This is a genomic window from Proteus sp. G2674, from assembly GCF_009915195.1.
In the GTDB taxonomy this organism is placed as follows: domain Bacteria; phylum Pseudomonadota; class Gammaproteobacteria; order Enterobacterales; family Enterobacteriaceae; genus Proteus; species Proteus mirabilis.
The window spans coordinates 97,256-113,776 of sequence record NZ_JAABLS010000038.1; the positions used below are offsets into that span (position 1 = coordinate 97,256).

General features: G+C 31.7%; 9 protein-coding genes. 8 read left to right on the forward strand and 1 reads right to left on the reverse strand.

From position 1 onward, the window contains the following. Window positions 1–23: 23 nt before the first annotated feature. The 4 genes from GWI58_RS14830 (at window position 24) to GWI58_RS14845 (ending at window position 6,444) form a co-directional block, all read left to right on the forward strand. Window positions 24–2,741 carry a glycoside hydrolase family 65 protein gene (locus GWI58_RS14830; RefSeq protein WP_110229809.1) on the forward strand — a complete coding sequence of 906 codons (2,718 nt, stop codon included), beginning with the start codon at window positions 24–26 and terminating at the stop codon, window positions 2,739–2,741. Further along, window positions 2,734–3,378 carry a beta-phosphoglucomutase gene (gene pgmB, locus GWI58_RS14835; RefSeq protein ID WP_110229808.1) on the forward strand — a complete coding sequence of 215 codons (645 nt, stop codon included), beginning with the start codon at window positions 2,734–2,736 and terminating at the stop codon, window positions 3,376–3,378. The genes GWI58_RS14830 and pgmB overlap by 8 nt, the downstream gene beginning before the upstream one ends. A 55-nt stretch (window positions 3,379–3,433) precedes the next feature. After that, the gene (locus GWI58_RS14840) at window positions 3,434–4,819 is read left to right on the forward strand and encodes a carbohydrate porin (RefSeq protein WP_110229807.1); all 1,386 of its coding nucleotides are present in this window, start codon (window positions 3,434–3,436) and stop codon (window positions 4,817–4,819) included. 368 nt (window positions 4,820–5,187) lie between these two features. Continuing rightward, window positions 5,188–6,444, forward strand: a complete 1,257-nt coding sequence (locus GWI58_RS14845; RefSeq protein ID WP_161769309.1) for a Zn-dependent hydrolase — start codon at window positions 5,188–5,190, stop codon at window positions 6,442–6,444. Here the strand turns inward: GWI58_RS14845 and GWI58_RS14850 are convergent. Continuing rightward, window positions 6,438–7,322 carry a helix-turn-helix domain-containing protein gene (locus GWI58_RS14850; RefSeq protein ID WP_094959617.1) on the reverse strand — a complete coding sequence of 295 codons (885 nt, stop codon included), beginning with the start codon at window positions 7,320–7,322 and terminating at the stop codon, window positions 6,438–6,440. The two genes, GWI58_RS14845 and GWI58_RS14850, sit on opposite strands and share 7 nt — an antisense overlap. 464 nt (window positions 7,323–7,786) lie before the next feature. Here GWI58_RS14850 and GWI58_RS14855 point away from each other — a divergent pair, with 464 nt between their 5' ends. The 4 genes from GWI58_RS14855 to GWI58_RS14870 all read left to right on the forward strand — a co-directional run bounded on the left by GWI58_RS14855 (window position 7,787) and on the right by GWI58_RS14870 (window position 16,395). Next, on the forward strand, window positions 7,787–9,781 hold the full coding sequence (locus GWI58_RS14855; protein WP_161769310.1) for a M10 family metallopeptidase C-terminal domain-containing protein: 1,995 nt from the start codon (window positions 7,787–7,789) through the stop codon (window positions 9,779–9,781). Window positions 9,782–10,087: 306 nt separating this feature from the next. After that, entirely contained in the window at window positions 10,088–12,025 is a 1,938-nt protein-coding gene (locus tag GWI58_RS14860) for a M10 family metallopeptidase C-terminal domain-containing protein (protein ID WP_161769311.1), read from the forward strand. 215 nt (window positions 12,026–12,240) lie between these two features. Continuing rightward, window positions 12,241–14,277: a M10 family metallopeptidase C-terminal domain-containing protein gene (locus GWI58_RS14865; protein ID WP_161769312.1), complete on the forward strand. Its 2,037-nt coding sequence runs from the start codon at window positions 12,241–12,243 to the stop codon at window positions 14,275–14,277. A gap of 642 nt (window positions 14,278–14,919) precedes the next feature. Beyond that, window positions 14,920–16,395, forward strand: coding sequence for a serralysin family metalloprotease (locus tag GWI58_RS14870; protein WP_063108904.1), 1,476 nt, complete (start codon window positions 14,920–14,922; stop codon window positions 16,393–16,395). The last annotated feature ends 126 nt before the right edge of the window (window positions 16,396–16,521 follow it).

Below are 16,521 nucleotides of genomic sequence, written 5' to 3' on the forward strand. Positions count from 1 at the left end.
TAATCTCAAACTAAAGGTTAAACATGAATTATATCTCTGTTATTCTTTCTGATACTGATATCACCATTAAATATCTTTCAGAAAAAAGCCATTATTCATTTGATACCACAAATAGCCATTACCTTGATTGGCTAAATATGGCTAAAGCTATTAATCATAAATTTAAATCTGCTCAAGGTGGTTTGATATATTCGACAAGTAATGAATCGGATAGCGCTATTATTAAAACCATTGATAATAAAGTAATAAATTTATCAAATTTCTTTACTGAAATATTTAATAAACCTTTTATTTATATCAATAAAGCGCAGCTTGAACATCATCATGATTTAGAAGAAAAAATGGTTACAGTTGCCAATAACTTTGCTTGGTCAATTAAATATTCAGGCTTAGAAACAGGAAAAGATGAATATTGCCAAGAGTCTCTCTTAACTACGGCCAATGGTTATATTGGGTTAAGAGGAACTTTGCCCGAAATGACTATAAGTGATGAACACTACCCCGCTACCTATATTGCTGGCCTATATAATCAAGCAAGTTCACAAATAGAAAACCATCAGGTGATTAATGAAGATTTTGTTAATGCACCTAATGGGCAATTTATTTCTCTTAAAATTGGTAAGGGGGAATATCTTCATCCAAAGCAACTGATAACACACCATTTAACACGTCATTTAGATTTAAAAACGGGTGTATTCACTAGCCAATGGCGTGTAGAAACCCCTGAAGGACAGCAACTTGATATTCATTGTACTAAATTTGCCAATATGGCTGATATGTCACATTACGCCATTTTATATACCTTTAAACCATTAAATTTCTCAGGTGAAATAACGGTTATAACTCGCCTAGAAGGAAATACTTATAATTACGGTGTACAACGCTATCGTAGCCTTAACCCCCATCATTATCATGTGTTACAAACTGGAGCGAATAAGCAACAGGCATTTATATTAGCTCAAACAGATCAGTCAAAAATAGGGATCGGATTATCGTCAACAATAAGTGGTGATTTCTTTACAAATGAAGATATTGTTTGTCATGTTTCTGATACGCTTGTTGAACAAACCATCACCTTTAACGCTCAACAAGATACCACCTATCAACTTGAAAAATGTGTTGCTGTAACAACCTCTACGGCTTACCCAGACTCATGGCAAGATGTGGTTAATTGGGAACAACAACCTTTACACAGCCAATTGATAAATAGCCAAAAAGCGTGGCAAACGTTATGGGATAGTGCCGATATCTCGATTTCTGGCGATCTGATGACCCAAAAATTACTACGCTTACATACCTTCCATTTACTGTCATCCGCATCACCATTTAGCAATCAGCAACATCAATTAGATGTTTCAGTCACCGCCCGAGGGTTACACGGGGAAGCCTATAGAGGCCATATTTTCTGGGATGAGATCTTTATTCTGCCATTTTATATCATGCACTTCCCTGAAACTGCACGCCAACTATTACTATATCGTTACCACAGGCTACCTGCTGCACGTCTTGCAGCTCGAGCAGAAGGATTTCAAGGTGCTATGTTCCCTTGGCAATCAGGGCATGATGGTAGCGAGCAAACCCAGACACTGCATTTAAACCCCTTATCAGGGCAATGGGATGCTGACCACAGTTGTCGTCAACGTCATGTCTCATTAGCGATTGCCTATAATGTGTGGCTATATTGGCTAAATACTCATGATCACCAATTTATGGAACAGTATGGACTTGAACTACTCAATGACATTACCTTGTTCTGGTTAGACCAATGTCAGTGGGATGAAGGCGATCAACGTTTTCATATTGATGGAGTTATGGGGCCGGATGAATTTCATGAGAAATACGCAGACTCACTTGAAGGTGGCTTAAAAGATAACGCATACACTAATTTAATGGTGGTTTGGTTATTTAATCAAATAGAGATGTTCATAAACAATGATCGTTTTTCTAAAAAATTACAACAGCTAAACCGCCAATCTAGCGTTTTCAATAAAATACAAGAAGTTAAAAATCGTATTGCTATCAATATTGATGATCATGAAATTATTGAACAGTTCTCAGGTTATTTTCAATTAAAAGATCTGGATTGGGAAAGCTATCGAAAAAAATACGGCAATATCTATCGTATGGATAGAATTTTGCGTAAAGAAAATAAATCTGCCGATGATTACAAAGTTGCTAAACAAGCAGATACCCTGATGTTATTTAATAACTTAGATAAGCAAACCATACATTCCCTAATTACCTCTCTTGGCTATTCAGTTTCTAAGCACTTTGCTGAAAAAAATCTACATTACTATTTAGAAAGAACCTCTCATGGTTCCACACTGTCACGCATTGTCCATGCTTATCTCGCAGAACAAATACAGTTACATGATTTGTCATGGCAACTTTATCAAGATGCTCTTTATTCAGATTATAATGATATCCAAGGTGGAACAACTGCCGAAGGTATTCATACTGGTGTTATGGCGGCAACATTAAATACCACCATCATGGCTTATGCTGGTGTTGATATTCGTCAGGATATGCTAACCATCACCCCTTCACTCCCTCAACAATGGCAAAAGCTAAGCTTTAAATTATTGCATCGCTCTACTTTATATCAAATTAATCTCACTCATAAAGAAATTAGTATTTTAAGTGATAAGCCCAGTACTATTTTAATTAACCATCAAACGCATAAGCTAACCGCCAATACGTTATTAGTATTAAATTTAAATGGAGACACGCAAAATGATTAAAGGTCTTATTTTTGATCTGGATGGCGTAATTGTTGATACCGCCAATTACCACTATATTGCGTGGAAAAAGCTATCTAATGAAATAGGAATTGATTTTGACAAAGAGTTTAACCATTTATTAAAAGGAATAAGCCGAATTGAGTCATTAGAGCTTATTTTATCTCATGGTAATAAAAGTGATGTTTATTCTGCGGATGAAAAAAAATCATTAACAGAAACAAAAAACAAATATTATCTTGAGTTATTAAATAGTATTACTCCAAAAGATATTTTACCGGGTGTTTTAGATCTAATAGAACAAGCAAACAATAATCACATTCCTTGTGCTATTGCATCAGCTTCAGAAAATGCCCCAACCATATTAGAAAAATTAGGTATTAAGCATTATTTTAAGGCAATTGTTGATCCTAAAACACTCAAAAAAGGCAAGCCCGATCCTGAAATATTTTTGCGTGCGGCTGAGTTTATTCACATTCCTCCACATTTATGCATCGGATTTGAAGACTCGATTGCTGGAATACAATCGATTAAACAAGCGGGCATGTATGCAATTGGTGTTACTGCTGACGGCCCCTTACCAGAAGCCGATTTAGCAGTTCACTCATTAACTGAAATAGATATTCATTCACTTTTTTAATAAAAAAAACATGGGGATAATAAACTGCCATTATTCCCGATATAAGGAATAAACAATGAACATCAAACACCTTGCGATAGCGACTTGTATCGGCATTGCTGTGCCGACAATTGCTCACGCCAATACAAATGAATTATCAATAGAACAACGTTTAGCTCGACTAGAAGAGAGAACGTTAGCCGCTGAAAAAAGAGCTGAGTTAGCAGAGCAACGTGCCGCTAAGTTAGAAAATGCGTTAAAACAAAATCAGGTGCTTAATAGCAATCTATCACAAACTAGCGAAACTATAACTGCGCCACCGTCATCGCTGATAGAAACAAATACCGGTTATGGAAAACTCAAGTTATATGGTGATGTTGAATTTAATACAGATATTGCAAGTAAAAAAGGTCAGCTAACCTCCATTAACATGCGCTCAGGTAAAGAAAAAGACTATGGCGATTATGATAAATGGGGGATCAATGGGCGTATATTAATTGGCTTAGACGGAGAGCGTCTGTTAGATAATAAAAATTATGCAGGCTTCACTGTTCAACCACTGGCAAATATTGATGGTAAGGTATCACTTGATGATGCTGCTTTTTATTTTGGTAAAAAAGATCGTTGGCAATTTAAGTTAGGTCGTTATGAAGCTTATGACATGTTCCCGCTTAATCAAGATACTTTTGTTGAATATTCAGGTAATACTGCAAATGATACTTATAGTGATGGCTTTGGCTATATCTACATGATGAAAGAAGGTCGAGGGAGAAGCAATAGCGGTGGTAGCATGATGTTTAATAGCCAATATAATAATTGGTATTTTGAAACTAATTTATTAATTGAAGATGGAACGTCTATTTTCGCTAACAAAGAATATCACGGAAATAAACTATATAATAATAAAAATGTTATTTATTTTCGCCCTGTTATTGCATGGAATAACAATAATTTTAAAGTTGCTGTCGCCTTAGAAAAAAATATTATCAATAATGCTTATGGTTATGATGATAAAAAAACGGGTGAATTTAGAGACCAATCCAAACGCAACGGTTATGGATTAACTTTAGGCTGGAGCAATCTACAACAAAATCCTGAAAAAGGTGTCACAATAAATTGGAATACTGCTTATTTAGACGCTAATGATGAGAACGACTTTACAACAGGTACTAATATTTTATGGCGTAAATTACAATTAGGCTATATCTATGCCCATAATAATATTAAGTCATATACTATTAATAGTAATGATGATAACAATAATGATATTATATTTGGCCCAGGAAAATATAATATCCACACTCTCTATTCCTCATATGAATTACCTAATATTTTAGATATGGATAATTTTAAAATCTATTTAGGTGCATATTATTCTGTTATTAATGGTAAAGATATTGAAATAGAAAATAGCGATAAAGATCGTTATGGTGTAAGAGCACGTTTTAAATACTTCTTCTAGATTTAATTATTAATATATTGGATGAGAATATCATCCAATATACCCCATGAGAATAATTTTCATTTATATTAAAAATAAGAAAGATTAATATCAGTACAACATCTTATTTTATTTATCTTTTATAACATCTTTAACACAATAATGATTCATTTATGAAATAAGTCGGAAATATATCTCTTTTTAATTACGCCCTATCTCACAGAATATAAAATCCCTCTTATTTACCATTGACGAAATAAATTCTGAGCAGTAAATATAATAAGTAACGATTATAAAAATAGCAGACCATCTATAAAAGATGGCTTTTTTAATCTTTTGTTTGTCTCATTTTTTAGACAGTTTTACAGAAAACACCGGAGAATAACCTTATGACTCAACCAAATACAGCAACAGACTTTTCAATTAATGATATGAAAACATTAATTGAAACAATGCAAATTTATAAAAAAGATAACCATGACAAAGGGATAACACGTATTGCCTATAGCGAAGAAGATGAAGCAGCCCATCTCTACCTTGCTAGTGTAATGAAAGAGGCAGGCCTTGAAGTCTATCGTGACGGTATTGGCACACTCTACGCTCGCTTACCGGGGCAAGATAGAACGTTACCCGCCGTAGGAACAGGCTCTCACCTTGATACCGTTCCCCAAGGGGGCGCTTATGATGGTGCCTTAGGAGTTATTGCTGGTTTTTATGCTTTGATGCAATACAAACCACAACAACTGAAACGTGATCTAGAGTTAATTGTATTCCGAGCAGAAGAATCGAGCCGATTTGGGTTTTCATGTATCGGAAGTAAAGTGTTAACAGGAAAAATTGACCGTACTCGATGGGAACAAAATAGAGATGATGAAGGTAATAATTTCTTTGATATTTTAAAATTCCTTGGTTATCAGCATGAAAACTTAGATCAATGTTTACTTAAATCTGATCGTTATAGTGCATTTATTGAATTACATATTGAACAAGGTAAACGTCTAGAAAACGATCAAAAAACAATTGGAATTGTCAATGGTATCGCTGCGCCAACACGCTTTTCAGTCACCGTAAATGGCCATGCAGACCACTCTGGTGCAACGCCAATGTATCAACGTCAAGATGCGTTAGTGGCGAGTGCGGGTATTATTACTGATATCAATCATGCTGCCTGTACGGAAGCGGTATACGGCACCGTAGGTACCATTGGTAAACTTAATGTCATACCAAACTCGATGAACGTTATTCCAGGGCAAGTAAAATTCTCCGTGGATATTCGTGGTATTGATACGGACAGTATTCAACGGGTTGTACAGCGTTTAACAAACAGTATTGAGAAAGCAGAAAAAGATTTTGGTGTAAAAATAATAGTGCAACCTATTTCGGCTGAATCACCAGTAAAACTGGATGACTCAATTTGCCAAGTTATTGAAAATATTTGTCAAAAACACGATATCAATTATATGACTATGTTAAGTGGTGCCGGTCATGACTCAATGAATATGGCATCTTTATACCCGACAGCGATGATTTTTACCCCCTCTGTTGCGGGGATTAGTCATCATCCCGATGAATTTACGGAGTTTAGTGATATTGCAATAGCTGCGGATATCTTAGCAGAAACATTAGGCGTTCTAGCTAATCAATAATGACTGATAATCTCTTTTAAGCGTGTAATGGCATCATCATTTTTTATTGCTTTTGCCCATAACGTATCAAAGAGAGATTGATATTGAAATATTGCTTCCGTTGATGAAGATACTGTCGCAATACCCGTACTTACATTAGGAAATTCACCTAAACGAAATGGACTAACCGCTAAAGAGAGAGGTGCTTTGTTTTGATAAAACAATTGAAAGGTTAAAGATGGCATCGTATCTGAAATAATCGCAATATTAAGATGACTATTTTTTTGCTCTAACTTTTCAATTAAATGGCTGATTTCTTGTTTTGCGCGTTGTTTTCTTTCTTGTTGAATTGCTTTACTTACATTAACAGAGCCTAGCATACCAACATAAAGAAATTTTTCGATTTGCTGTTGGCTAATTAAATTATAAATATGCGGTGAGTGTAATGATTGATGCTTTTTACGCTCTTTTAAAATAGATAAAACTTCTTGTTGCTTCTTTGTTAGCGCATTTTCAGGAGAGGCTTCTGTTAACATTTCGACAAGCGTTTTATCATAACAATCAGAGGTTAATAAATAAGAAAAGGGTTCGAAATGGGTATAAATATGGGAAGATTGCGTTTCAAGTTGGCGCATTCGTTCAAAAAAACCATTAGCGCTAGAGTAATACTCCGTATTAATACCTAATAAGCTACTTAATGAGGTGTCAAGTAATCGAGCAAGATTATCTAATGTCTCAATTTTAACGATTTCACCCTTTTCTAATCGATAGACAGCGGCACGGGAGATCCCTAAACTTTCAGCCACATCTTCAGCTTTTAATGAGGAGGCAATACGATAAGCACGCAGTCGATGACCAATGGACAAGTAATCTATCTTTTCTCTTGATATATAAGACATTTTATTATTGCTCCACCAAAGACAAAGGATGTGTATAAAAAATAGACATCAAATAATTTAGCCATATATAGTTTAAAGGAAATAGATAATAAAAAATATTACCTTCTTCACATAGAAATCAAACAAGTCGCAGTAGTACCTAGCAGATAACATCATTTAGGTTTTAAATTAGATGTTATCAAAAAGATAGCCTCACCAGGGAACTATCATAATAATAAATAGAAAAGGCACTGTAATCATATTGCAGTGCCTTTTCTATTTAACAGGAAACATATTATCTTATTAATCATACAATCACCTAATAATATAACAATATAATAATGTAATAAAATACTGACATGTGTTTTTTCAAAAAGAAATCAATCAATAAAAATTTTATAATTAGCTAATTATAAAATTATAATATGAATTTATTTTATAAGATTAATGTAAATAACTTTTCATTGAATAAAAAAGGAATTGATATGACTATAATAATAAATATGAAAGAATCGACTGATTTCTATTTACCTAAAGGGATCGTAACAACAGGAGTTATGGCTGGTTGGCCCCAAAAATCACCAAATAAAATAACAACAGTAACTTATACATTTCCAGATTACAATACATATCGAGAAATTATAAAAAGCAAGACCCCAATAACAGAAAGTGAAGAAAAAAACACGTTAAAAAATATATATGAATATCATAGATTATATAATGTTAGGGAACAAAAAAAACAAGAATTAAACACAATTAAAGATAAAGATAAAGATAAAGATAAAGATAAAGATAAAGATAGCGAGGATTCAAAAAAAAGAATTAAAAAATCAGAAGAAGAAATAGAAAAAATAGAAGATAATATTATTAATGCAGTAGATAATATACATCCCTATTTTTATTTAACTCAAGAAACGATATTTCCTCATCAACAAGAAGTTATCGAAGATATATTACAACACATCTCAGATATATTATCTATATTTTTTTATAAAATTTCACCCTATATCAATGCTGATTTAAAGTTTGGCTATTATAGTCAATTTATTGATATGTCCACTCATAAATTAATTTCAAATTCTCGAAAAGGTAATGCTGCTAATCCTAACGTGGAAGGTACACCTAGGAAAGAAATAAAACCAGATGAAACTCATGACCTTCCTGGAACTATATTTGTTAATATTTCCACACAAGAATATTATAAAACAATCAATCAGGATGGTATTGATGAGTATATAAAAAATGAGGCTAAAATCAATGACGTGTATTATTTTAATAATGATAAAACTATTTCAATAGCAAGAGGTAATAATCATTTATTCAAAGAATACCAACAAAATAAACATAAAATTGGCTCATATGAATATCTTGTTTTTATGCATGAATTAGGCCATGCTCTAGGGTTAAACCATAGCTGGAAATATATACCAAATAAAGAACATAAAGTATTATATTCATATAAGTATTCAATTATGAGCATTGATTTTGCTGATATTGAAGAGGCAGATTTTGCTGGCCTTTATCCCATGACCTTTATGCTAGTAGATATATTATTATTACAATATCTCTATGGCCCAAATATGACCACACGCCTTGAAAATAATACCTATGGTTTTCATTCCAATACGGGACGCGCCGCTTACTCTTTAAATAGCATAGAAGATAAACTAGTGAGCTGTATTTGGGATTCAGGAGGAATTGATACATTAGACTTTTCCCTATATACCGTTAATCAAGTCATTAATCTCAATGAGGGCTGTTTTTCAGATATTGGAGGATTACGGAGTAATATCTCTATTGCCTATAAAACAATTATTGAAAATGCTATTGGTGGTAAAGGTGATGATACTCTCATAGGAAATCCCTTTGATAATAACCTTATAGGTGGTGATGGCAATGATTTATTTTATGGCGGTGCTGGCAATGATTTATTTTATGGCGGCTCTGGAAACGATGTTATATACGGAGAATTGGGAAATGATGTGCTCTATGGTGAGGATGGAAATGATATGCTTATTGATTATTATGGTGCTAATATGTTGGATGGTGGTAAGGGTAATGATCGGATCTGTGTAGCCTCAACAGATAGAGGACTCCCTGGCAGAAATATCATTCTAGGGGGAGAAGGTGATGATGAAATATATTTGGGCACAGGAACTCATCGTATAACAGGTGGACAAGGAAATGATACCTTTAATTTTTTCTGCTATAAGGGGGTTGAAAGCAATAGTTCAATTTGGGATTTTGAAAAAAACAAGGATAAAATAACGTTGATCACTAGAGATTTTAGAAAAATAGATATATCAAAAATGAAAAAAGTTGATAAGTTATCAGGAAGTAAAAATGAATTTTCATTAAATCATAACAAACCAGCCAATAAGACCATAATAGATATTTCAACATCTTCTAACGACGATAATTCCATTGTACATATAGAGATTGTCGGTATATTTAACCACGATGAACTCTTTGCAGTATAAATAAATATCACCATATGATTTATTAAAATTTTAAACTATTTCTCTATAAATTATCATCAATAATTATATTAATAATAATCCAGCATAATAAAGATAACAGACTAGAAACACACTAATAAATGGTGTGTTTCTATAAATTTTATTTCTATAAATATAACAACCAACTAATAATATAAAAAACACTGATATGTGTTTTTTCAAAAAGCAATAAAACAACAAAAATACAATAATTAGCTAATTATAGAATAAGTTTATTTTATAATAATTAATGCAAATAACTTATTATTAAATAAGAAAGGAATTTATATGACTATAGTAAAAAATGTAAAAGAAACGACTAATTTCTATTTACCTCAAGGGATCATCACAACAGGAACTATGATAGGTTGGCCAAAAAAATCACCAAATGAAATAACAACAATAACTTATACATTTCCAGATCATAACACATACCGAGAAATTATAAAAAATAAGAATCCATTAACAGAAAGCATGAGAAAAAAAACGCTAAAAGATATATATGAATATTATAGATTAGTAAATATTAGGGAACAAAAAAAACAAGAATTAAAAACTATTGAAGACAAAGATAGTGAGGGTTCAAAAAAAAGAATCAAAGAATTAGAAGAAGGAATAAAAAAAATAGAAAATGATATTTATGCTATACTAGATAATATACCTATCTATATTTATTCCACTCAAGAAACAATATTCCCTCATCAACAAAAAGTTATCGAAGAAATATTACAACACACCTCAGATATCGTACCTATATTTTTTAAAAAAATATCACCATATACCAATGCTGATTTAAAATTTGGCTATTATAATCAATTTGTTAATATATCTGGTACAAAATTCATTTCAGGTTATCGAAAAGGCAGTGCTAGTCATCCTAACGAGGAAGGTACACCTATAAAAGAGATAAAACCAGATGAAGAACATGATACTCCTGGTACTATATTTATTGATTTTTCTTCACGCGAACATTATAAAACAATTAAGCAAGATAATATTGATAAATATATAGAAAATGAGGCTGATATCTATGATATATATTATATTAATAATAATAAAACTATTACAATAGCAAGAGGTAATAATGAGTTGCGCGAAGAATACCAACAAAATAAACATAAAATCGGCTCATTTGTATATCATGCTTTTATACATGAATTAGGTCATTCTCTAGGGCTATTCCATATTTGGGAATACATACTAAATGAAAAGCATAAAGTATTAGATTCAATTAAATACTCAGTTATGAGCTATAAGTGTCCTGATATTAAAGATGCAGATTTTGCTGGTCTTTATCCCATGACCTTTATGCTACTAGATATATTATTATTACAATATCTCTATGGCCCAAATATGACCACTCGCCTTGAAAATAATACCTATGGATTTCATTCCAATACGGGACGCGCCGCTTACTCTTTAAATAGCATAGAAGATAAACTAGTGAGCTGTATTTGGGATTCGGGTGGAATTGATACATTAGACTTTTCCCTATATACCGTTAATCAAGTTATTAACCTAAATGAAGGCTGTTTTTCAGATATTGGAGGATTACGGAGTAATATTTCTATTGCCTATAACACTATTATTGAAAATGCTATTGGTGGAGAAGGTAATGATACTCTCATAGGAAATGATTTTAATAATAACCTTAGAGGTGGTGATGGCAATGATTTATTCTATGGTGGCTCTGGAGACGATATTATATACGGAGAATTGGGAAATGATGTGCTCTATGGTGAGGACGGAGATGATATACTTGTTGATTATAATGGTGCTAATATGTTGAATGGTGGTAAGGGTAATGATCGGATTTGTGTAGCCTCAATGGATAGAGGGCTGCCAGGCAGAAATATCATTCAAGGGGGAGAAGGTGATGATGAAATATATTTGGGCACAGGGACTCATAATGTAAAAGGTGGACAAGGAAATGATACCTTTAATTTTTTCTGCTATGAGAAGGTTGAAAGCAATAGTTCAATTTGGGATTTTGAAAAAAACAAGGATAAAATAACGTTGATCACTAGAGATTTTAGAAAAATAGATATATCAAAAATGAAAAAAGTTGATAAGTTATCAGGAAATAAAAATGAATTTTCATTAAATTATAACAAACCTTCCAATAAGACCATCATAGATGTTTCAACATCTTCTGACGACAATAAGTCCATTGTACATATAGAGATTGTCGGTATATTTAACCACGATGAACTCTTTGCTGTATAAATACATTTCACTACATTATTTGTTAAATTATTACTCTATAAACAATCATCAATGATTATATTAATAATAACTCAGCATAATATACGTATAAAATAATTAATAGCAACCAACTAAAAAACATACAATAAATAGTGTGCTTTATAAATTTTATTTCTCTCTATATATCCCTTAATTATAAAATTAATAAATATCCTCTTTTGGTAAAAGGATTTAGTATGAATAGTTTTAACTCAATAAAAAAACCAACTCACTTCTATTTGTCTGATGGTAAAATAGTTACAGAACATATGTATGGTTGGCCTAGACAACCTCATAGTAATATAACAAAAATAACATATATATTTCCTGATTATGATAAAAAAAGAAATTACTCAAATAAAAAATATTCAGTAACAGAAAAAGATAGAATAGAATCAATAAAACATACCGCTAAAATATATGAATTGATCTATCTTAAGGAAAAAAAAGAAAAAGAAATCACTTCATTAAAATATTATAGAAATAAATATTCAATAAGCAGAATAGCTGAATTAGAAAAAGATATAGAGGATCTAGAAAATAGTATTAATAATAATAAGAATAGTATACATCCGTATTTTTATAATACACAAACAACCATATATCCTCATCAACAAGAAGTTATTTCCGATATTCTTAGTGAAATTTCCCGTATAACACAAGCAAAGTTTGTTGCATCTCATCCAGAATACGATGCCGATATAAAATTTGGTTTTTACGATGATTTTAATATTCGTCATGGCTCAATAGATTTTTCATATACCACCAGAGGTTTTGCAACCTACCCTAGTTGGTATTCAACCCCCATAAAAAAGATAAATATTGATGAACAATATCAATACTCTGGAACTATATTTTTAAATTTATCATCACACCAATATTATAAGATAATACATCAACATGATCTTGATAATTATATAAAAACAGAAGGTAATATTGGTGATGTGTTTAAATTTTATGATAATGATACTATTCTAATAATAAAAAAAACTAATACTCTAATTGAAACACTAAAAAATAATAAATATCAACCAGGAACATATCATTATAAAGTTATTTTACATGAAGTTGGTCATGCACTCGGGCTAAACCATAGCTGGCAATACTTAGAATATAAAGATAAAAATCATGTATTAGCTTCATTTAAATATTCTGTTATGGGTTATAAGATGCCAACCTCAGAACATGCTGATTTTGGCGGTCTTTATCCCATGACCTTTATGCTATTAGATATATTATTATTGCAACAACTCTATGGCGAAAATATGACCACACGCCTTGAAAATAATATCTATGGATTTCATTCTAATACGGGACGCACCGCTTACTCCTTAAAAAGCATAGAAGATAAATTAGTAAGTTGTATTTGGGATTCAGGGGGAATTGATACATTAGACTTTTCCCTATATACCGTTAATCAAGTTATTAACCTAAATGAAGGTAGCTTTTCAGATATTGGCGGGTTACGGAGTAATATCTCTATTGCCTACAAAACGATTATTGAAAATGCTATTGGTGGATCAGGTCATGATACTATCATAGGAAATAGTGCTAATAATGAACTTCTAGGTGGTGATGGTAATGATACCATCAAGGGTGGTTTGGGTAATGATCATCTCTATGGTGGTATGGGTAATGATATTCTCTATGGTGATATAGGTAATGATTATCTCTACGGAGGTGTGGGTAATGATCATCTCTATGGTGGTATAGGCAATGATTATCTTTATGGAAGTAAGGGTAATGATCAACTCTTTGGTGGTGATGGGGATGATACCCTTGTTGATTATTATGGAAGTAATACATTTATTGGTGGTAAAGGTAATGATATATTATTTTCTATATCAAAGGCAGGACATAATGAACTTCAAGGTGGTGAAGGAAATGATACATTTTATTGTGGATTAGGTACTAATCTATTATATGGTGGACAAGGAAATGATACTTTTAACTTCTTATGCCATAAAGGCGCTAAAAGTTATAATTTGATTTTTGATTTTAATACAAATGAAGACAAAGTTATTTTTGTTGATCGAGACTATAAAAAAATAGATATATCAAAAATGAAACGAGTAGAACAATTATCAGGAAATGAAAATGAAATAGTTTTGCATAATGATCTTCATACAAATAAAACCACAATAACTATTTCAACAGCCAATAACAACCATCATTCGACTATCTTTATAAAACTTGAGGGTATATTAAGTTACAATGATCTTTTAGATATGTAAAAATATTATTTTAATTAATAATAAGGATTATGATTACATTGTAGTCCTTTTTATTTAGATACTCTGTTTTTTAACAGTATGAAAATAATACATTATGTTATTTTTATTTTGTTTATTATTCACAAATATTATTATTACTATAGGAATAAATCAAACATCAAACATCAAACATCAAACATCAAACATCAAACATCAAACATCAAACATCAAACATCAAACATCAAACATCAAACATCAAACATCAAACATCAAACATCAAACATCAAACATCAAACATCAAACATCAAACATCAAACATCAAACAACTTAGTATAAAAAAGTTAATATAAAAAACGACACATTTATTTGAAATAAATCCACTGATTAAATTAAAAATCAAACTTAAGTAAAATTATCCTTTCAATTAAAAATAAAAACTAACAATAGAAATCATCTAAAAATAAAATATAACTATAATTATATTCACCTTATTAAATTATTCTGACTTAAAACACACTTTACTTCACAATTATTTAAAAACTTATTTTACCCCCCTAGATTAATAATAATTAATGTCTATCTTTATCCTCAATGGCATTCGCCAGATAAATATATTTTCAGTATGAAAATAAACTTAACCTAAATTTATATCTGGAGGATATTATGGGATCTTTTTTATTAAAAAAAGCCGTTGGGTTATCTAATATTTCTGATTTATTAGATAAAAGCGGGATCTTCTATAACTATTCAACCAAAGTATTACCTTCTTTTGATTATGATACCGCAGGAAAACATATAGCCCGTGAAGATTCCACTTGGAATGGCAAATATGTTATTGGGCAACCCGCTGAGGTGACTTATTCATTCCCAAAATGGGAAGGCAAATTTAATCAATTTGGTAATAAGAATCCTTATGAATTTAATGAATTACAAAAAGAGCATGCAAGAAAATCTTTAGATGCATGGTCTGATATTGCAAATATTAAATTTACTGAAGTTGCTGTTGGGAATGTTGATGGAATGAAGGCTTCTGACGTAAAAACAGATATTACTTTTGGTAATATCTATGATCCCAATGGCACATTTCAGGCTTATGCAACATTGCCTAATACCTATGCTTATGGAAAAGATCTTTCTGGCCAAGCATGGTTTAGTGATTATTATTATGCAGGTAATACTACACCAGAATTGGGTAATTATGGTCGTTTAACTATTATCCATGAAATTGGTCATACACTGGGTCTTATGCATCCTGGTGATTATAACGCAGGTCAGAATGTTCCAGGTTATTTAAAATCTGATTATGCGGAAGATAGTCGCCAATATACAGTAATGAGCTATTGGGATGAATATGAAACAGGCGCCCACTTCCAAGGTGCTTATGCCGGAGCCCCTCTCCTTCATGATATTTCTGCTATGCAATATCTCTATGGTGCAAATACGACTACCAGAACAGGTGATGATGTATATGGTTTCAATTCAAATACTGGGATTGATTATTATACGGCTACTGATAGCAATGATAAATTAATTTTCTCTGTATGGGATAGTGGTGGTAACGATACATTTGATTTCTCAGGCTTCTATCAAGATCAACTGATTGATTTACGTGCTGGGAACTTTTCTGATGTGGGGGGATTACAGAAAAATGTTTCCATTGCACAAAATGTTACCATAGAAAACGCAATTGGTGGTTTTGGTAATGATATTATTCATGGTAATGATGCTGATAATACTCTTATTGGAGGTGAAGGGGACGATATTATCTATGGCCATAGTGGTAATAACACTATTTATGGTGGTCGTGGACAGGATACATTACATGGTGGCACTGGAAGCAATACCTTTATTTATAAAGAAATTGCAGATTCTTTAGTAACAGCCGCAGATAAAATAATGGATTTCAAAACCGGTATTGATAAAATTGATTTATCAACATTAATTCAAGATACATTTAGTAGCAAAATTCTTAACTTTGTTGATAACTTTACAGGAAATGCTGGCGAAGCAACTCTTAGCTATAATGAAGTAACCAATGCTTCTGAATTAGCCATTAATGCTTATGGCTATAATTATAATCCTGATTTTAAAATTGATATCGTAGGTTTTGTTAATTACGAAACTGATTTTATTGTTTAAGTCATAGTTAGGTAGGAGAAAGTTATTTCTCCTACCCTCTTTTGCTTTAAATGAAGCTATTTTGATATTCATAATAATAAATAAAGTGAAAATAGACGCTTCTTTAAAACCAACAAAAGATATTTA

Bases quoted from the DNA above. Each gene is read 5' to 3' on its own strand.
- GWI58_RS14830 (WP_110229809.1), top strand. From the start codon at position 24: ATGAATTATATCTCTGTTATTCTTTCTGATACTGATATCACCATTAAA.
- pgmB (WP_110229808.1), top strand. From the start codon at position 2,734: ATGATTAAAGGTCTTATTTTTGATCTGGATGGCGTAATTGTTGATACC.
- GWI58_RS14840 (WP_110229807.1), top strand. From the start codon at position 3,434: ATGAACATCAAACACCTTGCGATAGCGACTTGTATCGGCATTGCTGTG.
- GWI58_RS14845 (WP_161769309.1), top strand. From the start codon at position 5,188: ATGACTCAACCAAATACAGCAACAGACTTTTCAATTAATGATATGAAA.
- GWI58_RS14850 (WP_094959617.1), bottom strand. From the start codon at position 7,322: ATGTCTTATATATCAAGAGAAAAGATAGATTACTTGTCCATTGGTCAT.
- GWI58_RS14855 (WP_161769310.1), top strand. From the start codon at position 7,787: ATGACTATAATAATAAATATGAAAGAATCGACTGATTTCTATTTACCT.
- GWI58_RS14860 (WP_161769311.1), top strand. From the start codon at position 10,088: ATGACTATAGTAAAAAATGTAAAAGAAACGACTAATTTCTATTTACCT.
- GWI58_RS14865 (WP_161769312.1), top strand. From the start codon at position 12,241: ATGAATAGTTTTAACTCAATAAAAAAACCAACTCACTTCTATTTGTCT.
- GWI58_RS14870 (WP_063108904.1), top strand. From the start codon at position 14,920: ATGGGATCTTTTTTATTAAAAAAAGCCGTTGGGTTATCTAATATTTCT.